Origin of the sequence: Streptomyces sp. NPDC001507, assembly GCF_042894765.1 — a bacterium.
Classification (GTDB): domain Bacteria; phylum Actinomycetota; class Actinomycetes; order Streptomycetales; family Streptomycetaceae; genus Streptomyces.
This window is the reverse complement of the sequence record NZ_JBIAVV010000007.1, coordinates 221,382-245,781: the sequence shown is the minus strand read 5'-3', so window position 1 is coordinate 245,781 and position 24,400 is coordinate 221,382. Positions and strand designations below refer to the sequence as shown.

Sequence of the window (24,400 nt, the reverse complement as noted above, 5' to 3'; positions counted from 1 at the left end):
CCGGTCAGCTCCTGCGGAGGCGGAGGGTGAGGATCTGGAAGGGGCGCAGCGCGACGGAGACGGTGTCGCCGTCCACGTCGGCGTCCTCCAGGGGGCGCTCCAGGAGGTCCGTCACCTGGGCGCCGGCCAGCGGGAAGCCGGTGCGCAGGACGCCCTCGGCACGGCCGCCGCGGGACTCGTAGAGGCGGACCACGACATCGCCGGAGGAGTCGTCGGCGAGCTTGACGGCCTCGACGGTGACGCCCTCGCCGTCCACCGAGACGACCGGCTGCGGCTCGCCCGCCGCGTCGGCCACCCGCAGCGGGAGGTTGAGGGCATAGCCCTCGGCGACGGCGTCCCCGATGGTGGCGCCGGGGAGCAGGGAGTAGGTGATGCGGTGCCGGCCCTGGTCGGCGCCCGGGTCCGGGACGCGCGGGGCGCGCACCAGGGAGAGGCGGACCGTGGTGGTCGTGCCGCCGTCCTCGCGGACCGTGCGGGAGACGTCGTGGCCGTACGTCGAGTCGTTGACGACCGCGACGCCGTAGCCGGGCTCCGCGACGTGCACCCAGCGGTGGCCGGAGACCTCGAAACGGGCCGCCTCCCAGCTGGTGTTGGTGTGGGTGGGCCGCTGGACGTGGCCGAACTGGATCTCGGCGGAGGAGTGCGCGGCGCGGACGTCCACCGGGAAGCCGGCCTTGAGGAACTTCTCGGCCTCGTGCCAGTCGATGTCCGTCTCGAAGTCGATCCGGGGGCTGCCGGCGCGGACGGTGACCGTCTGGGTGATCGTCGAGCCGTTGCCGAAGGGGCGCGTGATCCGGATCGAGCCGAGCAGCGGGTCCGCGTCGACGACCGTGATCTCCGAGGGGTCCAGGAGGTCCGTGTAGCGGTTCTTGTAGTGCTTGTCGACGTCCCAGGCGTCCCAGTAGTTGGGGAGGTCGGTGTGCAGGCGCAGGAGGTTGCCCTGGCCGGCGAGGACCTCGCGGTGCGCCCGGTGGTCGTACACGGACGACAGGGTGCCGTCCTCGGCGATCTCCACCCGGACTAGTCCGTTGTCGAGGATCCGGCCCTCGACCGTCACCGGCCGGGGGGCCTCGGCGGCGGCCGTGAGCGGCGCGCTGCCGCCCGCGGGGACCTCGACGTAGACCGGGGTGCCCGCGGCGTCCCGGACGACCTCCGCCCGGGCGTAGGGGCTGGTGTTGAAGACGCGGGCCGTGCCGCCGCCCAGGGCGGTGACCGCCTCGGCGGTGAGCGCCTCCAGCTCCGCGGCGACGCGGGCGTACTCGGCCTCGGCCTCGCGGTGCACCCAGGCGATCGAGGAGCCCGGCAGGATGTCGTGGAACTGGTGGAGCAGGACCGTCTTCCAGAGCCGGTCGAGCTTCTCGTGCGGGTAGGCGTAGCCCGGCGCGTGCAGCGCGGCCGTCGTCGCCCACAGCTCGGCCTCGCGGAGCCTGTGCTCGCTGCGCCGGTTGCCCTGCTTGGTGCGGGCCTGCGAGGTGTAGGTGGCGCGGTGCAGCTCCAGGTAGAGCTCGCCGACCCAGACCGGGGCGTCCTCGTACTCGGCGCGGGCCTTGGCGAAGAACGCGTCCGGGTGTTCTACCTCGACGCGCGGGGAGCCCTCCAGGTCCTTCAGGCGGCGGGCCCGCTCCATGATCTCGCGGGTGGGGCCGCCACCGCCGTCGCCCCAGCCGAAGGGGGCGAGGGAGCGCGTGGCGCCGCCCTTCTCGGCGTAGTTGCGGACCGCGCGGGACATCTCCTCGCCGCTGAAGCGGGCGTTGTAAGTGTCGACGGGCGGGAAGTGCGTGAAGATGCGGGTGCCGTCGATGCCCTCCCACCAGAAGGTGTGGTGGGGGAACTTGTTGGTCTGGTTCCAGGAGATCTTCTGGGTCAGGAACCACTCGTTGCCGGCGAGCTTGGCGATCTGCGGGTAGGCCGCGTTGTAGCCGAAGGAGTCCGGCAGCCAGACCCCCTTGGTCTCGACCCCGAAGTGCTCCATGAAGAACCGCTTGCCGTGCACGAACTGGCGGGCGACCGCCTCGCCGCCCGGCAGGTTGCCGTCGGACTCCACCCACATGCCGCCGACCGGCGCCCACTGGCCCTTCTTGACCGACTCCTGGATCCGGGCCCAGACCTGCGGGTAGTTGTCGCGCACCCACTCGTACTGCTGGGCCTGCGAGCAGGCGAAGACGAACTCCTCGTACTCCTCGGCGAGGGAGGTGACGTTGGAGAAGGTGCGGGAGGTCTTGCGCTTGGTCTCGCGGATCGGCCAGAGCCAGGCCGAGTCGATGTGCGCGTGGCCGACGCCGGAGATGCGGTGGGCGCTGGCGTGCGCGGGCTTGGCGAGGGCGGGCTTCAGGGCCTCGCGGACGGCGGCGGCCGAGCCGGAGACGTCGTCCAGGTCGAGCAGGTCCATCGCATGGTCGAGGGCGTGCGCGATCTCGTGCCGGCGCGGGTCGTGCTCGCCGAGCTCCAGCATCAGCTCCTTCAGCACCTGGACGTCGAGGTCGAGGTGCCAGACCTCCTCGTCGAGGACGGCGATGTCGGCCCGCCGGAAGGTGTAGAGCGGCTTGTCGCCGGCGGTCAGCACGTCGCCGAGCGGGGTCGGGGCCGCGAAGTCGTTGGCGAGGATGTCGGGGTTGGAGGCCGCCTCGACCAGGTAGTCGATCACCTCGCCGCCGGTCGCCGGGTTCGCGATCCGGACGTACTGGTTGAGCGGGTTGACCGCCTTCAGCGGGGTCCCGTCGGCGAGGTGCACCAGGGCCTCGGCCTGGTTGCCCGGCCAGTCGCCGACGAAGCCGAGGTCGATGACGGCCTCGACACGGCGGCCCGCGAACGCCTCGGGCACCTGCCCGTGCATCCGGAACCAGGTGGTCCCCCAGGGCGGGCCCCAGGGGGTGTCCATCGCGAACGGCTCGTAGGCGGCGGCCGCGGCCTCCTCGAAGGGCACCGGCTCGCCGGGGGCCTGCCAGGCGGACACCTCGAACGGGACAGTCGCCGCGTAGATCGCGGGCTTGATGCGCTGGTTGTGGAGGCGCTCTACGCGCTCCTCGATCCGGCGGCGTTCGTCGTGCATGGAAGTCTCCAGAAGAAGGATGGAAAGCGCTTACCGAGCGGCTGACTACTTAAGATACGCGAGGCCCGGGTGGACCTCGGTGTACCCCTCCAGCAGCCGGCGGGCGACGTTGACCGAGTCGACCAGCGGGTGCAGCGCGAACGCCTTCACGGCCGTCGTACGGGAGCCGGACTCGGCGGCGGCGAGCACCTCGCGCTCGACCGCCTTGACCGCGCAGACGAGGCCGGTGGCGTGGTCGGGCAGCGGGGCGACGGCGACCGGGTGGGCGCCGTTGGCGTCGACCAGGCAGGGCACCTCGATGACGGCCTCGCCGTCGAGGACCGAGAGGGTGGAGCGGTTGCGGACGTTGAGGATCAGGGTGGTGCGCTCGTCGCGGGCGATGGCCCGCATCAGGGCCAGGGCGACCTTCTCGTAGCCGCCGGAGAGGTCGTCGGCGTCGCGTTCGCCGGCGCCGGCCGTCTCCCGGTTCTCCGACATGTAGGTGGCCTCGCGCTCGGCGCGGGTGCGGTCCCAGGTCTCCAGGGCCTTCGCGCCCGGCTCGGCGACCGCCTCGTAGAAGTGCGCCTGCTGGTCGCGCAGGAAGGCGCCGCGGGTCCTCTCGGCCTGCTGGTAGGCGCGGACGGCCTCGCGGTTGAAGTAGTAGTAGTGCAGGTACTCGTTGGGGATGGCGCCGAGGGACTGCAGCCAGTCGACGCCGAAGAGCTTGCCCTCCTCGAAGGAGCCGAGCAGGTCGGGGTCGGCGAGCAGGCGCGGGAGTTCGTCGCGGCCCGCGATGTGCAGGCCCCGCACCCAGCCGAGGTGGTTGAGGCCGACGTAGTCGATCCAGGCCTCCTTCGGGTTCCCGCCGAGCACCCGGGCGATCCGGCGGCCGAGCCCCACCGGGGAGTCGCAGATGCCGATGACGCGGTCGCCGAGGTGCCGGGACATGGCCTCGGTGACCAGGCCCGCGGGGTTGGTGAAGTTGATGACCCAGGCGTCGGGGGCGAGCCCGGCGACCCGCCGGGCGATGTCGACGGCGACGGGCACGGTCCGCAGGCCGTAGGCGATGCCGCCGGCGCCGACCGTCTCCTGGCCGAGGACGCCCTCGGCGAGGGCCACCCGCTCGTCGTTCGCCCTGCCCTCCAGGCCGCCGACACGGATCGCCGAGAAGACGAAGTCGGCGCCGGTGAGGGCCTCGTCCAGGTCGGTCGTGGCAGTCACGGCGGGGGCGCCCGGGACACCGGCCGCCTGTTCGGCCAGGACCCGGGCGACCGCGGAGAGCCGGCCGGCGTCGAGATCGTGCAGCACGACCTCGGTGACCCGCCCCTCGGCACGGTCCGTGAGCAGTGCGCCGTACACGAGCGGCACGCGGAACCCGCCGCCGCCCAGAATCGTCAGTTTCACGCTTCAGCCTTTCCTGCCAGGACCACCTCGACACCGGCCTCCTCCAGGGCGGCTCGGGTCGCCGGGTCCACCGGTGCGTTGGTCACCACCATGTCCAGGTCCCCGGGACCGCAGACCTTCGCCATGCCCGTGCCCGGGAACTTGGCGGCGTCGGCGAGCAGCACGACCCTGTCGCTCGCCGCGATCATGGCGCGCTTGACCGGCACCTCCACGACCGTCGTGTCCATCACCTGCCCGCCCGGCCGCACCCCGCTGGTACCGAGGAACAGCCAGTCGGCGTGCAGCTGGCGCAGGTTGTCCTCGGTGAGGAACCCCACCAGGGAGCGGTACTCACGGCGCAGCATGCCGCCGAGCAGCACCAGCTCGATGCCCTCGTCGTCGGCGAGCTCCTCGTAGACCACAAGGTTGCTGGTGATGACGGTGAGGCGGCGGCCGTGCAGTTGGCGGGCGAGCCGGAATGCGGTGGTGCCGATGTCGAGCAGCACCGACTGGCCGTCCTCGACCAGTGCCGCCGCGCGCGCGGCTATCGCGTCCTTCTCGGCCACCCGCACCTCGGCGACCTCGGCGAAGGGCTGGTCGCCCTCGTCGACGACGGCGCCGCCGTGGACACGTGTGAGCAGCCCGTCCTCCTCCAGCTTGACCAGGTCGCGCCGGATGGTGGCCGGACTCACGCTCAGCTGCTCGGAGAGGTCGGTCACAGAGGCGGGGCCACCGGCGCGCAGGGCCCGCAGGATGAGTTGGTGTCGTCGTTCTGCCAGCACGCGGCGAACACTACTCGTCATCTTCAATCAAATCCATGCTCAGTTCTGCTCGGGTATTGACCAATCTCTCCGAGCGGCGCACGATTCCCGTCATCGAAAATGACGAGTTTTGACGAGAGGCTGCGCACGTGGACGACGACAGGCCCGACGTGCTGCTGACCGGGCTGCTCTTCTACGACCTGGTCCTCACGGGGCTCGGCAAGCCGCCGACACCGGGCGAGGAGATCTGGACGGCCGGCATGGGCTGCGGCCCCGGCGGCATCGCGAACCTCGCGGTGGCCGCGTCCCGCTTCGGCCTGCGCACCTCGCTGGCCACGGTCTTCGGGGACGACTTCTACGGCGAGTACTGCCGGGACGTGCTGTGCGACCAGGAGGACATCGACCTCTCGCTCTCCCGCACCGCGGACGGCTGGCCCACCCCCGTCACCGTCTCGCTCGCCGCCGGCCACGACCGGGCCCTCGTCACCCACGGCCAGGAACCCCCGTACTCACAGGACGCCCTGATGGGCGACCCGCCGGGGGCGCGCACCGCGCTCGTGCACATCGAGGCCGAGCCGCGCGAGTGGATCGCCAAGGCGGCGGCGAACGGCACCCGCGTCTACGCCGACGTCGGCTGGGACCCCACCCAGGTGTGGTCCCGCGACCTTCTCGACCAGCTCGCCCTGTGCCACGCCTTCCTCCCGAACGAGACCGAGGCGATGGCCTACACCCGCACCGACAGCGCGGTCGCGGCCCTCGGCACGCTCGCGGAGCTGGTGCCGGTGGCGGTCGTCACCCGGGGCGGGGACGGCGCGGTCGCCGTCGACCAGACCACCGGCGAGTACGCCGAGGTCCCGGCCCTCGCCGTCGACGTCCTGGACGCCACGGGCGCCGGGGACGTGTTCGGCGCGAGCTTCGTCGCGGCCTCCCTCGGCGGCTGGCCGCTGGCCGAGCGGCTGCGGTTCGCCGTCCTCGCGGCCGGTCTCTCCGTACGGCACCACGGCGGCGCGCTCGCGGCCCCCGGCTGGTACGGCGTCGACCGCTGGTGGCGCTCGCTGACCGACCCCGATCTGAAGAAGACCTACGGCTTCCTCGCCGACCGGCTGCCGGCGGACGCGGGACCCCCGGTGCACCACGCCCCGGTCACCCCGCCCGCCCTGCACCTCTGACCCGCACCCGCACCCGCTCCACCGCCCGGCCCCCCAGCCCGACGCCCCACAGCCCCCACGATCCACAGCACCAACGCCCCTCAGTACCACGAACAGGAACAACAGGAGTGACCCGTGGACCTTTCACGTAGAGGCTTCCTCCAGGCCGCCGCACTCACCGCGGCCGCGTCCGGCCTGACCGTCGCATGCGGCGGCTCCGGATCGGGCGGTACCAAGAACGGCAAGAACCTCACCCTGTGGTACTGGGGCGGTGCACTCAGCGACAAGGTGGTCGCGGAGGCGAAGACCCACTTCGGCAGCACGGTCGAACTGACCGCCTCGTCCATCGGCGGCGACTTCAAGCAGAAGCTCACCACAACCCTCGCCGCGGGCGGCTCCTCCGTGCCCGACATCACCGGCATCAAGGGTGAGGACATGGCGTCCTTCCTGCCCAACGCCTCCCGCTTCCTCGACCTCAACGACCTGGGCTTCAAGAAGCTCTCCTCGCAGTACCTGGGCTGGAAGAGCAAGCTCGCCCAGACCTCCGACGGCAAGCAGATCGGCTTCCCGATCGACATCGGCCCGACCGCGCTCTTCTACCGCGAGGACCTGTTCGCCAAGGCCGGCGTGGCCACCGACCCCGACAAGGTCGCCGACCTGGTCAAGACCTGGGACGACTACTTCACGCTCGGCACCGAGCTGCAGACGAAGAACCCGGGCACCTTCCTGGTCAACAACATCAGCTCCGTCTTCAACATCGCGGTCGGCCAGGGCACCCAGCGGTTCATCGACAAGAACAACCACTTCATCGGCGACCAGGACCACATCCGCAGCGCGTGGACCACGGCCGTCCGCCCCTACACCCTGGGCATCGACGCCAAGATCAACGACAACTCCTGGAACGCCGCCGTCGGCAAGAACCTCCTCACCGAGCTGGGCGCGGCCTGGCACGCGCTGGACATCGAGCAGGCCGCGCCACAGACCAAGGGCAAGTGGCGGGTCTGCGCGAACCCGGTCGGACCGGCCAACCAGGGCGGCTCCTACCTGGCGCTGCCCAGGCAGTGCCGGAACCCCGAGGAAGCCTTCAAGATCATCAGCTGGATCCTCAGTCCCACGAACGACGCGCGCGGCTTCACCGACGCCGCCATCTTCCCGGCCGCCCCGGCCGCGTACGCCATGCCGGCCATGACGGGCCCGGACGCCTTCTTCGGCGGGCAGAAGATCATCGAGGTCTTCGGCCCGGCCGCCAAGGCCATACCGGACAGCTACGAGGCGCCGGCCGACGCCGCCGTCATGGCCCCGTACATGACGGAGCTGACCAACATCGAGGCCAAGGGCAAGAAGCCCGACGACGCCTGGAACGACGCAGTCAGCCAGGCCAAGCAGATCGCCCGGCGGCAGGGGGTGAACTGAGGTGACGTCACCTCCGGTCACCGGTCCCGCCGCGGTGCCCGAGCACCGCGGCGGGCCGGGCCCGGCCCGGTTCCGCCCGCGGCGCGCCACGCCCGCGGGCACCACCGCACGGCCCAGGCGGCGCGGGCCGCTGTCGTACTGGCGGCAGTACCTGGCGATCTCGCCCTTCTACCTGATCTTCGCCGCGTTCTCCTTCTTCCCGGTCTTCTACTCGCTGTACCTGGCCTTCCAGCGCTGGGACGGCCTCGGCGACATGCAGTTCGTGGGCCTGCAGCAGTTCACGTTCCTGTGGTCGGACCCGGTCTTCTGGCTGTCGATCCGCAACACCCTGGTGATCTGGGTGCTGTCCACCGTGCCCACCCTGCTGGGCGCCCTGGTGCTGGCGACGCTGCTGCACTCGGTGCGCCGTTTCAAGGGCTTCTACCGGATCGCGCTCTACCTGCCGAACGTCACCTCGATCGTCGCGGTGGCGATCTTCTTCGGCGCGGTGTTCAGCAACAACTTCGGCCTGGTCAACGCGATCCTGGGCACGGTCGGCATCTCGCCGGTCCCGTGGCTGAGCAACCCCTGGCTGATCAAGGTGGTCATCTCACTGCTGATGACCTGGATGTGGACCGGCTACAACATGATCATCTACCTGGCCGGTCTCCAGGCGATCCCGGCCTCGATCTACGAGGCGGCGAAGGTCGACGGCGCCGGCCCGATCCGCACGTTCTTCCAGATCACCATCCCGATCATGCGGCCGATCATCCTGTTCACCGTCATCATCTCGACCATCAACGGCCTGCAGAGCTTCAGCGAACCCCAGGTCCTGTTCGCCAGCAACGCCGCCAACGCGAACCTCGGCGGCCCGGGACAGGCCGGTCTGACCACGCTCCTGTACTTCTACCAGTCGGCCTTCCTCAACAACGACTACGGCTACGGCGCCGCCATCGTGTGGGCCTTCTTCCTGCTGATCATCGTCCTCGTCGCCGTCAACTGGCGCATCACCCAACGCGGGAGGAAGCCGTGACCGCAGCCGACCCGACCGCCGACCCGACCGCCGACCCGACGCGGCCGGCCCCGCGCGCGCGGCGGCTGCGCCGCCCCAAGGGCCTGACCGCGCACATCGTCCTCATGGCGGCCGTCCTGATCTCGGTCTTCCCGTTCCTGTGGACGATCGTCATGGCGACCAACACCACCCAGGACATCTACAAGAGCCCGCCGAAGTTCACCTTCGGCTCCCACCTGCTGGAGAACATCCGGCACGTGCTCAACACCATCGACTTCTTCGGGTCGATGCTCAACACCATCGTCGTCGCGACCGTCACCACCGTCCTGGTGCTGTTCATCGACTCGCTGGCGGCCTTCACCTTCGCCAAGTTCGACTTCCCCGGCCGCAAGGTGCTCTTCGGCACGCTGCTGCTGTTCATGATGCTGCCGCTGCAGCTGGCGATCCTGCCGCAGTTCATCCTCATGTCGAACATCGGCTGGGTCGGCATGCTCAAGGCGCTGATCCCGCCCGCCCTGGCCAACGCCTTCGGCATCTTCTGGCTGCGCCAGTACATCGAGAACGGCGTGCCCGACGAACTCCTCGACGCCGCGCGCATCGACGGCGCCGGGTTCTTCCGCCAGTACTGGAACATCGCGCTGCCGATGATCAGGCCCGCGCTGTCCTTCCTCGCCATCTACGCCTTCGTCGGCGCCTGGAACGACTACGTGTGGCCGCTCATCGTGCTCACCAACCCCGACCACGTGACCCTCCAGGTGGAGCTGGCCCAGCTCAACGTCGGCCACACCACCGACTACAGCATGGTCATGGCCGGGGTGCTGATGGCCTCCCTGCCGCTCGTGCTGGTCTTCGCCGTCTTCGCCCGCGGTTTCATCGCGGGCGCCACCGAGGGCGCGGTGCAGGGCACCTGACCCGCGCGGGCCGCCCCGGCCCGCGCGGCACGCGCGAGACAGAGGAGGGACCCGGTGAGCGACATCGGCCGGCACGGCAGGGTGCTCGTGGTGGGCATGGACGGGCTGCGCCACGACCGGCTGACCCGGCCCGGCGCCCGCGCGCCCGTCCTGCACGGCCTCATGGCGGCGGGCGCCCACGGCACCAGCCTGCTGCCGTACGGCGAGGCGGACGGCCAGGCGGCGGACGGGCCGACGACCAGCATGGCCTACACCGACTCCGGCCCCGGCTGGTCGAGCGTCCTGACCGGGGTGTGGCCGGACCGGCACGGGGTCACCGGCAACGACTTCGCCGGCGCCGACTACACCCGCCACCCCGACTTCCTCAGCCGCGCGGCCACCGCCCGCCCCGGCCTGCGCACCGCCGCCGCGGTGTCCTGGCCGGAGCTGGTCCACCGCGGCACCCTCGGCCCCGCCGTCGGCCGCCGGGTCCATTTCGACGGCGAGAGCGACGGCTACGCGACCGCGGACGGCCTGGTCGCCCGCACCGCGGTCCGCTGGCTCACCGACCACGCCCCACACCTGGTGTTCGTGTACTTCGGCGCCACCGACGAGGCCGGCCACGCCACCGGCCCGCTCTCCCCCGCCTACGACCACGCCCTGCTCGCCCAGGACACCCACCTCGGGCGGCTGCTCGCGGCGATCGACGCCCGGCGCTCCGGCGAGCGGTGGACCGTGCTCGTCACCACCGACCACGGGCACCTCGACACCGGCGGCCACGGCGGCGACACGCGTGCCGAACGGGAGGTCTTCGTGATCCTCGCCGAGCCCGGGACGCCCGGCGGCACCCTGCTCGACTCGCCCCGCCTCATCGACATCGCGCCCACCGTCCTGGACCGGCTCGGCATCCCCGTCGACCCCGCCTGGGGCTGGGCAGGACGCGTCCTGCCCGGGCCCGCCACGCCACCCACGCCACCAGAGAAGTGAGCCATCCGCCGATGAACGATCCGTCGGTCCCCGGGCCCCGGCCCGCCGATCCCCTGATCGCCCTCCGCCCCTGGGAGGCACCCGAGGTGACCTCCTGGGGACGCCTCCCCATGAGCGCCGTCGACCGGCGCACCGGAGCACTCCCCCTGGACGGCGACTGGTCCTTCCAGTTGCTGCCAGCTCCGGACGTGCCGGTCGGCGGCTTTTGGTCCACGGCACACGTCCCCGGCGCCTGGACCGTGCAGGACACCGGCGACCTGCCGCAGTACACGAACGTCGCCATACCGTTCCGCGAGTTCCCGCCAAACTCCCCCGCCGCCAACCCGACGGGCGTCTACGAGCGTGAGCTGGAGGTGCCCGCCGAGTGGGCGGGGCGCCGGATCGTGCTCCAGGTCGGCGCCGCGGAGAGCGTGCTCCTCGTGCACGTCGACGGGCGGCCGGTGGGCGTCTCCAAGGACTCGCACCTGGCGGCCGAGTTCGACCTGACGGGCGTCGTGCGCCCCGGCGAGCGGTCGGTCCTCCGGCTCACCGTCGTCAAGTGGTCCGACGCCACGCACGTCGAGGACCAGGACCACTGGTGGCACGGCGGGATCACCCGCCCCGTACTGCTCTACGCGACCGACCCGTTCCGGCTCGCGGACGTGACCGTCCGGGCGCGACGGGACGGCGAGCTGCGCGTGGACTGCCAGGTGCGCAACGCCGCGGGCGACCGGGCGCTGCCCGCCGGCTGGTACGTCACCGGGGACCTGGACGGTGAACCCCTCGCGCAGGAGGCCGAGTTCGACCGGCTCAACACCGAGGACGACCGGGTCTCCGACTTCCTCGGCGAGGCCCGCATCCGCGCCACCGTGCCCGAGGTGCGCACCTGGAACGCGGAGCAGCCCGAGCTGTACGGGCTGACCGTCCGGCTGCACCGCGCCGACGGCACGGTCGCCGACACCTCGTACCACCGCGTCGGCTTCCGGGACGTCGAGATCGTCGGCCGGGACCTCCTCGTCAACGGCGAGCGGGTCTTCGTCCGGGGCGTCAACCGGCACGACTTCCACGCGCTCACCGGGCGGACGGTGTCGTACGAGGACATGCGCGCCGACCTGGTGGTGCTGAAGCGGTTCGGGTTCAACGCGATCCGCACCTCGCACTACCCGAACGATCCGGCCCTGTACGACCTGGCCGACGAACTCGGCTTCTACGTCGTCGACGAGGCGGACGTCGAGGCCCACGACCACGCCCACGAGATCGCCGACGACCCGCGCTACCTGAACGCCTTCGTGGACCGGGTCTCCCGGATGGTGCTCCGCGACAAGAACCACCCGTCGATCATCATCTGGTCGCTGGGCAACGAGTCCGACTACGGCGCCAACCACGACGCCGCGGCCGGCTGGGTGCGCCGGCACGACCCGACCCGGCCGATCCAGTACGAGGGGGCCGCCAAACGCGGCTGGGCCGACCCGGACGTGGCCTCCGACATCGCCTGCCCGATGTACGCGCCGCTGGAGGACTGCGTCGCCCACGCCCTGTCCGGGGAGCAGACCAAGCCCCTGATCCAGTGCGAGTACTCGCACGCCATGGGCAACAGCAACGGCACGCTGGCCGACCACTGGGCCGCCATCGAGTCCACTCCGGGGCTTCAGGGCGGGTTCATCTGGGAGTTCTGGGACCACGGAATTCTCCAGCGGGTGAGCGACGGAAGACCGGTCGGGCGCGCGGGCGCCGGACTGTACGACAACGGTGTCGCCGCGCCCGGCCACCGCTGGGCGTACGGCGGCGACTTCGGCGAGGCCCTGCACGACGGGGCGTTCGTCGCGGACGGCATTGTCTTCCCCGACCGCACCCCCAAGCCCGCCATGTACGAGCACCGGGAGATCGCGGCCCCGGTCCGCATCCGGTGTTTCCGGCACGAGGGCATCGTGCTCGCCAACCACCAGCACTTCCGTGGCTTCGACTGGCTGACCGGCACCTGGGAACTGGCACTGGCCGACGGCCGGACCCTGACCGGCCCGGCCGAGCTGCCGGAGCTGTGCCCCGGCGAGACGGCAGCAGTACCGCTGCCGTTCGAGGTGCCGGCGGACGGCGGGGAGGCGTGGCTGACGCTGCGGGTGACGGTCGCCGAGGACCAGGCGTGGGCACCGGCCGGTACGGAGGTCTGCGCGCCGCAGATCCGGCTCCGGGCGGCGGACCCGCTCGGGCCGCCGGTGCCGTCGGGCCCGGCCGTCGAGGTGGACGGCGAAGGGCTGCTGGTGCACCCGCTGCTGACCACCGCACCGGCGCTGTCGCTGTGGCGGGCGCCCACCGACAACGACGAGCTGGGCGGCATGGCGCCGCGCTGGCGCGCCTGGGGCCTGGACCGGCTGGTGCGCAAGGTGGTCTCGGTACGCCGTGACGGCCCCCGGGTGACCGTGCTCGCGGAGTACGCCGGCGCGGTCGGTGTCGTACGGCACCGGCAGGAGTTCACGCCGGTCGAGGGCGGGGTCCGGATCGACGAGTCGGCCGAGCTGCCCGAGGCGTTCGCGGACGTGGCCCGGGTCGGCTCGGTCTTCGAGACGGCGGCCGGGCTCGACCTGCTGGAGTGGTTCGGCCAGGGTCCCTGGGAGTCGTACCCCGACCGCGCCGCCGGAGCCCCGGTCGGCCACCACTCCCTCCCGGTGGACGAGTTGTTCACCCCGTATCTGCGGCCCCAGGAGAGCGGCGGCCGGCACGGCGTACGGCGGTTCACGCTGTCGGCGCCGGACGCCACCGGACTCGCGGTCGAGCTGGACGGGCCCCGCCAGGTATCCGTCGGCCGCTACCGCGCCGAGGACCTCACCGCCGTCGCGCACCACGACGAACTCGTGCCGCGGGCCGGCTGCGTGGTCCACATCGACGCCGCGCACCGGGGCCTCGGTACGGCGTCGTGCGGCCCCGACACCTTCCCCTCGTACCTCGTCGCACCGGGCCTGCACCGCTGGAGCTGGACCCTGCGCGTCCTCTGAGATCCGTACCGCTGAGATCCGTACTGCCGAGACCTGTCTGCCGAGATCCCCCCACGCCCTTCGCCGTCACTTCCGCTTACCCACGGAGCACACGTGTGTACTTCGCATGACCACCCTCAGGGCGAGGCCGCGCAGGCCGGAGCCGGCCGCCGCAACTTCCTGCGGGCCACCGCGCTGCTCGGCGCCGCCGCCACCGCCGGGGTCGCACTGCCGGCCGTCGCCGAGGCGTCGTCCGCCGGTTCCGGCCGGCGGCCCGACCCGGAGAGCCGGCGCTTCACCCTCGCGGTGATGCCCGACACCCAGTACCTCTTCGACGGGCCGAGCATCAACCCGGCGCCCATCGAGGCCTCGCTGCGCTACCTCCTCGAGCACGGCGGCGAGTCCGACGACAACATCGTCTTCCTGTCCCACCTCGGCGACCTCACCCAGAACGGGGCGGCTGAGGAGTTCGCCGCGATCGGCAAGGCGTTCGAGATCCTCGACCGGCGCGGGGTCGGCTACAGCGTGCTGGCCGGCAACCACGACATCAGGTCGTCCACGGACGACCAGCGCGGCGCCACGCCGTACCTGGACGCCTTCGGCCCGCAGCGCTTCAAGGACAAGCCGACCTTCGGCGGGGCCTCCGCGGACGGCTACAACACCTACCACGTGTTCCGGGCGGCCGGACGCGAGTGGCTCGTCCTGGCCCTGGACTGGCGGCTGTCGGCCAAGGGGTACGCCTGGGCGAAGGACGTCATCGCCGCGCACCCGAAGGCGCCGGTCGTCCTCACCACCCACGAACTGGTCGTGGACGACGACGAGCTGTCGTCGTACGGGCAGCAGCTGTGGGACCAGCTGATCGACGAGCACGACCAGATCTTCCTCACCCTCAACGGCCACTACTGGCCGGCCCGCCGCGCGACCCGCAAGAACGCGGCCGGCAACGACGTGCATCTGCACCTGACGAACTACCAGAACCGGTACTTCGGCGGCGCGGCGATGATCCGCCTCTACCACTTCGACCTGGACCGCGACGTCATCGACGTGGAGACGGTCTCGCCGTGGATCCTCGGCCGGGCCGAGAAGGGCCTCAACGAGCTGGAGCGGCAGGAGATGGAGCTGAGCGGCGACGGGGACCGCTTCTCCGTCGGCATCGACTTCGCGGCCCGCTTCGAGGGCTTCGACCCGGTGCCGGTCCGCCCGGCGCGGCCCGCGTCGCAGCTGCTGGTGCGGGGCACGGCCGCCTACTGGCGGTTCGACTCGGCGGTCTCCGGCACGGTCCGCGACCTGTCCGGCAACGGCAACGACCTCACCGTGGTCTCGGTGGGCGGCGGCACCCTCGGCTGGTCGGCGGACCACCACCCGGACCAGCCGGGCCATGGCAGCCTGGAGTTCACCGGCTACAAGTCGCCGCTGAAGGGCGCGTACCTGCGGACCGTCGACGGCGCCCCGCTCAACTCGGCGACTTTCAAAGACGGTTACACCATCGAGGCGTTCTACTGGCTGCCCGCGGACTGGGACGCCTCGCACAACGCCTGGTCCGGTCTGGTCAGCCGCACCGGCCGCAACGGCTCCGTCGGCACGGTCACCGACGATCCGGACGAGCCCCTCGCGACCCTGTCCATCTCCGACGGGCCGGGCACGCAATGGGCCGCGCACCCGCTCAACCAGCAGCAGCTGGCCACCAACTGGGGCGACGAGACGGCCCGCGAGACCTGGTGGCACCTCGCCGTCGTCAACGACGGCAAGCACACCACGATGTACGTGCAGGGCTGCCCGGTGGCCCGCAACCCGCACGCCGCCGCGGTCGGCATCGCCTCGTCCGGAAGGCCCTGGCTGCTCGGCGGCTACGAGTACGCCGACAGGATCGACCAGATCCTGCACGGCCGCCTCGGCGACGTCAGGATCGTCTCCCGGGCCCTGCCCGTCTCCTCCTTCATGACCCACTGACCCCGTTACGAGGATCACCATCATGACCGAGCAGCAGCTACCCGCCTGGGCCGATCCCTCCGTCCCTCCCGCCGACCTCGACGTCCAGGGGATGTCGAGACGCGGACTCCTGCGCCGCGCAGGCCTGTTCGGCGCCGCGTTCGCGCTGGGATCGGCGGCGACCCCCGCACTCGCCGCGTCCGCCGCGTCCGGCCGCGGACTCGGTGGCGAGGACCCGCGCCTCGCCTACCTGGTGGGCGACCACCACGTGCACTCCGTGTACAGCCACGACGCCAAGTACACGTTCTCCCAGCAGGCCCAGGCCGCCGCCAAGTACGGCCTGGACTGGATGGTGTTCAACGAGCACTCCAACTTCGGGCACGCCTACTACGGCGCGAAAATGGAGCACGCCGAGATCCTCAAGGCCCGTGCCGAGAACCCGCGCCAGCTGATCTTCCAGGGCCTGGAGTGGTACATCCCGGCCGCCGAGCACTGCACGGTGTTCGCCGCGCCAGGACCGCACGAGACCGACCTGCTCACCCAGTTCGAACTGGCCTACGACGGCAAGCTGCTCGGCTACACCGAGGGGTCGGCGGGTGCGGCCGACACCGCCCGCAACGAGGCGCACGCCGTCAAGGCCATCCAGTGGCTGGCCGACCAGCGCCGCACCGGGTACGTCGACGACGTCCTGGTCCTCGCCAACCACCCGCTGCGGCTCGGCATCGACTCCCCGCACGAGATGCGCAACTGGCGGGACGCGGCTCCCGAGATCATGATCGGCATGGAGGGCGCGCCCGGCGCCCAGGGTGCCGCGATCCCCGGCTGGCGCGGGGCCACTTCGATCCGCGGTGAGTACGAGAACAAGCCCTCCGCCCAGTCCTGGGCGGGCTACCCGGCGGACGCCTACCTCACCTACGGCGGTTTCGACTGGGCGACGGCGACGGTCGGCGGCCTCTGGGACGCGATGCTGTCCGAGGGCCGCCTGTTCACCATCACCACCAACTCCGACAACCACCGCACGGTCTTCGACACCTGGAAGAACGGCGACTGGCCGGCGGGGCAGAACTTCGACAACACCGGCAAGCTGCCCGACCCGGTGAACACCGACACCCCGCAGCCCGGAAGCGACTTCTGGCCCGGCGAGTTCAGCCGGACCCACGTCGGCGTCACCCGGTACGGCTACCGCGCGGTGATGGCGGGCCTGCGCGCGGGCCGGGTCTGGCTGGACCACGGGCACCTGCTGGACGGCCTCGACGTCCGGCTGAAGCGGGACTGCGACCACGGCACCGGCGTCACGCTGGGTGGCCGGCTGCGCGTCCGCAAGGGCGAGCGGATCACCCTGAACGTGACGGTGACGACCGCGTCCCGGGTCAACGCCCAGGGTATCCTGCCCCAGTTGGCGCACGTCGACGTCATCCGGGGCGCCGTGCGCGGCCCGGTCGCCGACCGCGACACCTGGCAGGCGCCGGACACCAAGGTCGTGCAGTCGAAGGACGTGTCCGGCCGCAAGGGCACCTACACGCTGCGGATCCCGGTCACCGCCGGCGACGAGTCGTTCTACGTCCGGCTGCGCGGCAGCGACGGCAAGCGCAACGGCACGGGCTACCTGGGCGCGGCGATCGACCCGCACGGCCCGGTCCCGCACGAGCCGGGCGACGGCGACCCGTGGGCGGACACGTGGTTCTACTCGAACCCGATCTTCGTGGACGTGATGAACTGAGCTGAGAGGAGCGCCCCGTCAGGGGCGCGGGGAACTGCGCGACCAGCCCCCACCGGCCCGCAGTTCCCCACCGCAGCAGCCCGGGAAATCGGTTCCCGGGCGAAGCCCTACGCGTAGAACCGCGACAGACTCTGCAGCACCGCGGCGGGCTTGGCTCCGCCCTCGATCTCGATCGTCCCGTCGACGGCGATCTGCACACCGCCCGGCACGTCCTCGACCTCCGTCAGCCTCGCGGCCAGCCGGATCCGCGAGCCCACCTTCACCGGCGCGGGGAAACGCACCTTGTTCAGGCCGTAGTTGACCTTCGTGGTGACGCCCCGGACGTCCAGCAGCTCGGTGAACAGGGGGATGAACAGCGACAGGGTGAGGTAGCCGTGGGCGATCGTGGCGCCGAAGGGGCCCGCGGCCGCCCGCTCCGGGTCGACGTGGATCCACTGGTGGTCGCCGGTGGCGTCGGCGAAGGTGTCGATGCGGTCCTGGGTGACCTCGATCCAGTCGCTGCTGCCCAGGTCGCTGCCCGCGAGCTTCTTCAGTTCGGCGAGGCCGTTGACGGTGACGGTCATGTGGCGTTCCTTGGCTGGGAGTCGGGAGAGCCGTAGCGCTTGCGCACGCGGGCCTTGAGGAGCTTTCCGGAGGCGGTGCGCGGGAGTTCGTCGGCGAGCACCACCGATTTGGGGAGCTTGTACTTGGCGAGCCGCCCGGCCAGCGAGGCGAGCACCTCGTCGGGGTCGAGGACGGTGCCCTCGCGGGGCACGACCACCGCGCGCGGCACCTCGCCCCACTTGTCGTCCGGTACGCCGATCACCGCGCACTCGGCGATGCCGGGATGGCCGAGGAGCAGGTCCTCGATCTCGGCCGGGTAGACGTTCTCGCCCCCGGAGATGATCATGTCCTTGAGGCGGTCGACGACGAAGACGTAGCCGTCCTCGTCGACCGTGGCCGCGTCCCCGCTGCGGAACCAGCCGTCGGCGAAGGAGCCCGCGGTCTCCTCCGGCAGGCCCCAGTAGCCGGGCATGACGTGGGGTCCGCGGACCATGATCTCGCCGGGCTCGCCGACGTCGACCGGGGTCAGGTCGGGCCGTACGACCCGTACGTCGCTGAAGAAGTGCGGCACTCCGGCCGAGCCCGCCTTGCTGATCGCGTGCTCGGCGTCGAGGAAGAGGACGCCGGGTGCGGCCTCGGTCATGCCGTAGCCCTGCAGGAAGGTCAGCCCCCGTTCCTGGTAGACGGCGATCATCGGGGTCGGGACCGGGGAACCGCCGCAGGTGAGGATGCGGAGCGAGGAGAGGTCGGCGTCCGGCCAGCGGGGATGGCGGGCCACCTGGTCGAACATGGTCGGGACCCCGAACATGAAGGTGATCCGGTGCTGTTCGATCAGGTCGAAGGTGGCGTCCGGGTCGAAGGACTCCACCAGGACGCAGGTGCCGCCCTTGAGGAGGACCGGCAGGGCCAGCATGTTGAGGCCCCCGGTGTGGAACAACGGGGCCGAGACCAGGGCGCGTTCGTCGGCGATCAGGTCGGTGTCGACGAGGACGTTGAACGCGTTCCAGGTCAGGTTGGCGTGCGTGAGCATCGCACCCTTGGGACGGCCGGTCGTCCCCGAGGTGTACATGATGATGCAGGTATCGTCGGGGGCGACCGGTTCGTCGATCGGGTCGTCGGCCGCGGCCGCCAGCAGTTCCTCGTACTCCGGGCCGACTTCGACGTACGTCCGGACGTCGGTGGTGCCGGGCAGGCCCGCGACGAGGCCGGCGTGCGTGGGGCCGTAGAGGAGAGCCTTGGCGCCGGAGTCGCCGAGCTGGTAGGCGATCTCGGGGCCGACCAGGCGGGTGTTGAGGGGGACGAAGACCGCGCCGAGCACGCCGGCCGCGAACAGGGTCTCCAGGTATGCGGGGTGGTTGGGGCCGAGGTACGCGATGCGGTCGCCGCGGCGGACGCCCCGGGCGCGCAGGGCGTGGGCCAGCCGGGTGGTGCGTTCGTGCAGGGTGCGGTAGTCGGTCGGCTGCCCGCCGAACACCAGTGCCGTGCGGTGCGGGGTCTTGCGGGCCCGGCGTGCGGGCCATGACCCCAGTCCCTCGTTGCGCATCTACGGCCCCTTACGACGTGGTCAGCCCGAGCAGGCGGGCGGCGTTCTCCTTGAGGATCTTCGGCCGGACCTCGTCCTTGATCGGCAGCTTCTCGAAGTCGGCGAGCCACCGGTCGGGGGTGAGGACGGGGAAGTCGGAGCCGAACAGCACCTTGTCCCTGAGCAGCGTGTTGGCGTAGTGGACGAGCTGCGGCGGGAAGTACTTGGGCGACCAGCCGGACAGGTCGATGTGCACGCCCGGCTTGTGGGTGGCGACGGCGAGGGCCTCGTCCTGCCAGGGGAAGGACGGGTGCGCCAGGATGATCTTCAGGTGCGGGAAGTCGGCCGCCACGTCGTCCACGTGCAGCGGGTTGCTGTACTTCAGCCGGATCCCGCCGCCGCCCGGGACGCCGGCGCCGATGCCGGTCTGGCCCGTGTGGAAGAGGGCGATGGTGCCGGTCTCCTCGATCACCTCGTAGAGCCCGTAGGCCACCGCGCGGTCGTTCGGGAAGAAACCCTGGATGCTGGGGTGGAACTTGAAGCCCCTGACCCCGTACTCCTCGACTAGGCGGCGGGCCTGCCTGATGCCGGCCTTCCCCCGGAAGGGGTCGACGGAGGCGAACGGGATCAGCACGTCGGCGTTGGCCGCGGCACCTTCCGCCACCTCCTCGTTCGGTACCGGCGCGGTGCCGGTGGCGGACTCGGCGTCCACCGTGAAGATCACGGCGGCCATGTTCCGTTCCCGGTAGTAGGCCGCGGTCTCCTCGATCGTCGGCTTCCGCTTCCCCTCGGTCCTGAAGTAGGCGGCGGACGCGTCGTGCAGGTCGTCGTCGAGGGAGGAGTGCCCCCGGGAGGAGACCTCGGCGTGCGTGTGGACGTCGATCGCGGTGAGGGATTCCAGGTCCATCACGCCTCCGGGAGCTTGGGCGCCGGGATGCCGACCGTCTGGAGTTCGGCGCCGACCGAGGTGGGGAAGGCGTCGGCCAGGGTTTCCGGGGTCCAGCCGCCGTCGGCGTAGGCCGCCCTGATCTCCTGCGGATGCGACCAGAGTGCCACCTTGTCGCCGCCGATGCCGATGGCCTGGCCGGTGATCGAGCGGGCGGCCTCGGAGGCCAGGAAGGGGACGAGGGCCGCGCAGTCCTCGGGGGTGCCGAAGCCCTCGCCCTTGCGCAGGAAGCCCGGGAGCGGCTCGCCGTTGCGCATGGCCTCGATGTACGGCGCGAAGGCGGGGATGGTCTCGGTCATCGCGGTGGCGGCCACCGGGACGATCGCGTTGACGGTGATGCCGGCCCGGCCCAGCTCCATCGACCAGGTGCGGGCCATGGCGGCGATGCCGGCCTTGGCGGCGGAGTAGTTGGTCTGGCCGAAGTTGCCGCGCTGCCCGGCCGGGGAGCCGACCAGGATGAGGGTGCCGCCGTCGCCCTGCTCGCGCATCCGGACGGCGGCGGCGCGGGCGCAGGTGAAGGTGCCCTTGAGGTGGGTGGTGAGGACCGCGTCGAAGTCGTCGTCGGTCATCTTCCACAGCACCTTGTCGCGCAGGATGCCCGCGTTGGTGACCAGGACGTCGAGGCGGCCGAACTCGTGGACCGCCCGGCTCACGAGACGGTCCGCGGCCTCGGCGGTGCCGACCGGGACCACCTCGGCGACGGCGGTGCCGCCGGCCTCCGCGATGGACTTCACGGCCTGCTCGGCGACGGTCTCGTCCACGTCGTTGACGACCACCGAGGCGCCGTGGGCGGCGAGGGCGTGGGCATAGGCGAGGCCGAGGCCCCGGCCGCTGCCGGTGACGACGGCGGCCTTGCCGGTGAGATCGATGGTGGGCACGGTCGGTCCCTTCGCAGACGACGACGGTGGCCCCGGGGGCCACCTGCGGCTTTCGAGATCGAAGCTAAGAGCAATAATTGTTGTCGTCAATAGTTGTTGCCGACCCATGGGTGCCCCATGCTGGAATCTGAGCGACAGACCGCCCCGCCGCCGGGGCCCGGACCAGGGAGACCGCCATCACCCGTCAGCACACCGAGAACCCGACCTCGATCGACGCGGACGAGCCGTGGATGCGGGGGCTGCACGCGGACACGGGCTACCTGCTGTACCGCCTGGGACTTCGCTCCGGGCAGGTCTTCAACACCTTCCTGCAGGAGTCGGGGCTCAGGCTGCGCCACTACGCGGTGCTGCGTTTCCTAGCCGGTTCGGAGGGCTCGCTCCAGCGGGAGCTGAGCGCCCGGCTCGGCTACGACCCGAGCGCGATCGTCGGCCTCGTCGACGACCTGGAGAGGCTGGGCTTCGCCGAGCGGCGCCCCTCCCCCGACGACCGGCGCAGCCGGATCGTGGTGCTCACCGGGGCCGGCCGGGCGTTCCTGCGGGACACCGACGAGGCCGGCCAGCGGGTGACGAACGAGCTGCTGAGTCCGCTGGACCCCGCCGAGCGGGCGACGCTCCACGCCCTGCTGCTGCGCGTCGCCGACCGGCCATGACCGCGGCCGCCCGCTCCGCGCCCGACCGGCTGCTCGCGGTGCTGGCCGCCTTCGACCACGGGCATCCGGCGCTCAGCCTGACGGACATCAGCCGCCGGGCCGGGCTCACCCTCACCACCGCGCACCGCCTGGTCGGCGCGCTCACCGCGTGGGGTGCGCTGGAACGGGACACGGACGGCTTCTACCACGTGGGGCTGCGGCTGTGGGAACTGGCCGCGCTGGCGCCGCGTGGCCTCGCGCTGCGGCAGGTCGCGCTGCCCTACCTGGAGGACCTGTACGAAGCGACCCACGAAAACGTGCAGCTGGCGGTGCGGGACGGGTCGGACGTCGTCTACATCGAGTGGCTGTCGGGGCGTTCGGCGGTGGGCGTGCACATCCGGGTGGGCGCCCGCTGGCCGCTGCACGCGACCGGGGTGGGGCTCGCCCTGCTCGCGCACGAGACGCCCGGCTTCCAGCAGGACTACTGCGCGGGCCCGTTGACGTCCTTCACGCCGTACACCGTCACCGATCCGGACCGATTGCGCCGCTCGCTGGCCGAGGTCCGGCGTACGGGTGCCGCGGTGAGCAGCCGGCAGGTCACCGACGACGCGCTGTCGGTGGCGGCTCCGGTGCGCGGGGCGACGGGACAGGTGGCCGCGGCCGTCTCGGTGGTGGTCCCCGAGGCCGATGCCCAGGTGCCGGTGCTGGTCCCGGCGGTGCGGCTGGCGGCCCGCGGGATCTCCCGGGCGCTGGGCTGGCATCCGGACCGGACGACGGGCCCGGCCGTGTAGCGCGACCCGGGGACGACGAGCGAGGTTGCTGGGGGCGTGCGGCACGGTCGGGGCGAGGCAGAGCAGGAACGGCTCGTCGCGGTGGGTGCGCAGGAAGCCCAGGGCGCGCTCGGTGATCAGGTCGGGGGCGTAGACCCGCTGGGCGCCGTCCCTGTTCGCCGGGATCTCCTCGCGGGTGCCGTTGTGCCACAGGTAATCGGGGAAGTAGTCGTGGGCGTGGTGGTGGGTGAGGTAGCCGTAGAACTCCTCGAAGCCACGGGCGTTGGGGTGACTCGGTGTGACGCCCGGGGTGTTGGGCCCGAAGCCCCACTTGCCGATCAGTCCGGTGCGGTAGCCGAGCGCCCGGAGCGCCTCCGCGAACGTGAAGTCCTGGTCGGTGAGGGCGCCTTGCCCGCCGGGGCCCCAGGGGTTGGTGCGCACGGTCGCGTGTCCGCCGTGCAGGCCGGTGAGCAGCGCGAGGGCGCGCACACCGGGGCGGGGGCGTCGGCCTGGGTGAAGCGCAGGCCCTCGGCGGCGAGGGGTCCAGGCGCGGTGTGTACATCAACTGCCGGCCGTAGGAGCCGAGTTCGCCGTAGCCCAGGTCGTCGGCGAGGATCACGACGAAGTCGAGCCGGCCGGACGGGTGCTGCGCGGCCGGTGCCGCCACGGCGGGCTTGACGGTGTGCCGGGTCTGCTCGGCGGCCGGCTGTGCCGCGCCCCCGTCCTCGCACCCGGCGACCGCGGCGAGCGCGACGGGCGCGGCGGCACCGGCGAGGAAGCGGCGGCGACTGGACATACGGGTCCCCCGGTGTGACGACGGCACAGGTCCTGGACCGATGGTGGTCGCAGCCGTCGGTCCAGGACCATGCACACGCTGTGAACGCTCTGTTTCGACGCGTGAGAGGGAATTCCGGGCCCGGAGGTTTTCGCTCCACGACGTCAGAATGATCACAGACGGGCCCGGGACGCGGTCGCACGGGTGCCGGTTCGGGCGCCCCGGTAGAGGATCCGGCCGGTGCCGAGCGCGGTGAAGCCGCCGCCAGAGCCCTCCCGTTAAGACTGATCCAGGGTTCGGCACTGCGCCGGCGCGTCTCCCTCCGGTTGCAGCGCGCCACGCAGAGCTTTTTTACTAATAGGTACAAATCAATCTAAACCATGCAGCGCACGCCGGTGCGCTGGGCCCTCGGTCGGTCTCTGGTCGGGTTGCCGCAAGGGAGATGGGGACATCATGGGACAGCTTGATGGCAAGATCAGCCTGGTGACCGGCGGCTCGACCGGGATCGGTCTGGCCATAGCCCGCCGGTTCGTCGCCGAAGGCGCCACCGTGTACCTGACAGGCCGGCGCAAACCCGAACTTGACGCGGTAGTGGAGACCCTCGGGGGACGGGCCATCGCCGTACAAAGCGATGTCTCGGATCTCGACGCTCTGGACGAGCTGTTCGCGATCATCCAAAGCGGCAGCGGACGGCTGGACGTCGTCGTCGCCAACGCCGGCGGTGCCGAGTTGGCGCGGCTGGAGGAGATCACCGAGGAGCAGTACCGCTCGACCTTCGACATCAACGCCAAGGGGACGATCTTCACGGTCCAGAAGGCACTCCCGTTGCTGCCGGACGGCGCCTCGGTCATCGTGCTCTCGTCCACCATCCGCGGTCTGGGCAGCCCGGCAAAGGGCGAACAGCAACTGGCGGACCGTCTCGCCGACGAGATTCTCCTTGGCAGGATAGGACGCCCCGACGAAGTCGCCGCCACGGCCGTCTTTCTCGGCTCCGACCAGAGCTCCTTCACCACGGGAGCCGAGCTCTTCGTGGACGGGGGCCTTGTCCAGGTCTGACAGCGACCGTCAGGCCGGCGACCCCCCATGGGACGACCGGCGCGTCAGCACAGTGTGGGGCCGGCCGCTGGTGCGATGCCTCG

General features: G+C 71.5%; 18 protein-coding genes and 1 pseudogene. 11 read left to right on the top strand and 8 right to left on the bottom strand.

Features of this window, described 5'->3' with window-relative positions:
• Positions 1-4: 4 nt before the first annotated feature.
• The 3 genes from ACFY0K_RS23675 to ACFY0K_RS23665 are packed head-to-tail and all read right to left on the bottom strand — an operon-like array spanning position 5 to position 5,193.
• Positions 5-3,049: an alpha-mannosidase gene (locus ACFY0K_RS23675; protein WP_390641531.1), complete on the bottom strand. Its 3,045-nt coding sequence runs from the start codon at positions 3,047-3,049 to the stop codon at positions 5-7.
• A gap of 45 nt (positions 3,050-3,094) precedes the next feature.
• Positions 3,095-4,432, bottom strand: coding sequence for a 6-phospho-beta-glucosidase (locus ACFY0K_RS23670; protein WP_390641530.1), 1,338 nt, complete (start codon positions 4,430-4,432; stop codon positions 3,095-3,097).
• The gene (locus ACFY0K_RS23665) at positions 4,429-5,193 is read right to left on the bottom strand and encodes a DeoR/GlpR family DNA-binding transcription regulator (RefSeq protein ID WP_390641529.1); all 765 of its coding nucleotides are present in this window, start codon (positions 5,191-5,193) and stop codon (positions 4,429-4,431) included. Before ACFY0K_RS23665 ends, ACFY0K_RS23670 begins: the two co-directional genes overlap by 4 nt.
• 128 nt (positions 5,194-5,321) lie before the next feature.
• Between ACFY0K_RS23665 and ACFY0K_RS23660 the strand changes: the two genes are divergently transcribed.
• From ACFY0K_RS23660 to ACFY0K_RS23625, 8 genes are all read left to right on the top strand, one after another.
• Positions 5,322-6,341 (top strand): carbohydrate kinase family protein, encoded by a 1,020-nt coding sequence (locus tag ACFY0K_RS23660; RefSeq protein ID WP_390641528.1) that lies wholly within the window; start codon positions 5,322-5,324, stop codon positions 6,339-6,341.
• Between the two features lie 114 nt (positions 6,342-6,455).
• A complete protein-coding gene (locus ACFY0K_RS23655) occupies positions 6,456-7,733 on the top strand; it encodes an ABC transporter substrate-binding protein (RefSeq protein ID WP_390641527.1) in 1,278 nt (425 codons plus the stop codon).
• Positions 7,734-7,767: 34 nt separating this feature from the next.
• Entirely contained in the window at positions 7,768-8,745 is a 978-nt protein-coding gene (locus tag ACFY0K_RS23650; RefSeq protein WP_390641745.1) for a carbohydrate ABC transporter permease, read from the top strand.
• A 104-nt stretch (positions 8,746-8,849) separates the two neighbouring features.
• Complete coding sequence (locus ACFY0K_RS23645; RefSeq protein ID WP_256216188.1) at positions 8,850-9,635, top strand: carbohydrate ABC transporter permease; 786 nt, start codon at positions 8,850-8,852, stop codon at positions 9,633-9,635.
• Between the two features lie 96 nt (positions 9,636-9,731).
• Positions 9,732-10,601 (top strand): alkaline phosphatase family protein, encoded by an 870-nt coding sequence (locus ACFY0K_RS23640; protein ID WP_390641744.1) that lies wholly within the window; start codon positions 9,732-9,734, stop codon positions 10,599-10,601.
• A gap of 11 nt (positions 10,602-10,612) precedes the next feature.
• On the top strand, positions 10,613-13,570 hold the full coding sequence (locus ACFY0K_RS23635) for a glycoside hydrolase family 2 TIM barrel-domain containing protein (RefSeq protein ID WP_390641526.1): 2,958 nt from the start codon (positions 10,613-10,615) through the stop codon (positions 13,568-13,570).
• 93 nt (positions 13,571-13,663) lie between these two features.
• Positions 13,664-15,499 carry a LamG-like jellyroll fold domain-containing protein gene (locus ACFY0K_RS23630; RefSeq protein ID WP_390641525.1) on the top strand — a complete coding sequence of 612 codons (1,836 nt, stop codon included), beginning with the start codon at positions 13,664-13,666 and terminating at the stop codon, positions 15,497-15,499.
• A gap of 22 nt (positions 15,500-15,521) precedes the next feature.
• Complete coding sequence (locus ACFY0K_RS23625) at positions 15,522-17,198, top strand: PHP domain-containing protein (protein ID WP_390641524.1); 1,677 nt, start codon at positions 15,522-15,524, stop codon at positions 17,196-17,198.
• 107 nt (positions 17,199-17,305) lie between these two features.
• Here the strand turns inward: ACFY0K_RS23625 and ACFY0K_RS23620 are convergent, their stop codons facing one another.
• The 4 genes from ACFY0K_RS23620 to ACFY0K_RS23605 are packed head-to-tail and all read right to left on the bottom strand — an operon-like array spanning position 17,306 to position 21,087.
• Positions 17,306-17,761 carry a MaoC family dehydratase gene (locus ACFY0K_RS23620; protein WP_390641523.1) on the bottom strand — a complete coding sequence of 152 codons (456 nt, stop codon included), beginning with the start codon at positions 17,759-17,761 and terminating at the stop codon, positions 17,306-17,308.
• Positions 17,758-19,284 (bottom strand): long-chain fatty acid--CoA ligase, encoded by a 1,527-nt coding sequence (locus tag ACFY0K_RS23615; RefSeq protein ID WP_390641522.1) that lies wholly within the window; start codon positions 19,282-19,284, stop codon positions 17,758-17,760. Before ACFY0K_RS23615 ends, ACFY0K_RS23620 begins: the two co-directional genes overlap by 4 nt.
• 10 nt (positions 19,285-19,294) lie before the next feature.
• Positions 19,295-20,170 (bottom strand): amidohydrolase family protein, encoded by an 876-nt coding sequence (locus ACFY0K_RS23610; RefSeq protein ID WP_390641521.1) that lies wholly within the window; start codon positions 20,168-20,170, stop codon positions 19,295-19,297.
• Positions 20,170-21,087: an SDR family NAD(P)-dependent oxidoreductase gene (locus ACFY0K_RS23605; protein WP_390641520.1), complete on the bottom strand. Its 918-nt coding sequence runs from the start codon at positions 21,085-21,087 to the stop codon at positions 20,170-20,172. The genes ACFY0K_RS23610 and ACFY0K_RS23605 overlap by 1 nt, the downstream gene beginning before the upstream one ends.
• A 230-nt stretch (positions 21,088-21,317) precedes the next feature.
• Between ACFY0K_RS23605 and ACFY0K_RS23600 the strand changes: the two genes are divergently transcribed.
• Positions 21,318-21,737 (top strand): MarR family winged helix-turn-helix transcriptional regulator, encoded by a 420-nt coding sequence (locus tag ACFY0K_RS23600; RefSeq protein ID WP_390641518.1) that lies wholly within the window; start codon positions 21,318-21,320, stop codon positions 21,735-21,737.
• Positions 21,734-22,507: an IclR family transcriptional regulator gene (locus ACFY0K_RS23595; RefSeq protein ID WP_390641517.1), complete on the top strand. Its 774-nt coding sequence runs from the start codon at positions 21,734-21,736 to the stop codon at positions 22,505-22,507. The genes ACFY0K_RS23600 and ACFY0K_RS23595 overlap by 4 nt, the downstream gene beginning before the upstream one ends.
• Positions 22,508-22,579: 72 nt before the next feature.
• Here ACFY0K_RS23595 and ACFY0K_RS23590 read toward each other — a convergent pair.
• A pseudogene (locus ACFY0K_RS23590) lies at positions 22,580-22,927 on the bottom strand (sulfatase-like hydrolase/transferase); the annotation flags it as partial.
• Positions 22,928-23,714: 787 nt separating this feature from the next.
• On the opposite strand from ACFY0K_RS23590, the gene ACFY0K_RS23585 reads away from it, so the two are divergent.
• Positions 23,715-24,317: an SDR family NAD(P)-dependent oxidoreductase gene (locus tag ACFY0K_RS23585; RefSeq protein ID WP_390641515.1), complete on the top strand. Its 603-nt coding sequence runs from the start codon at positions 23,715-23,717 to the stop codon at positions 24,315-24,317.
• Positions 24,318-24,400: the final 83 nt, after the last annotated feature.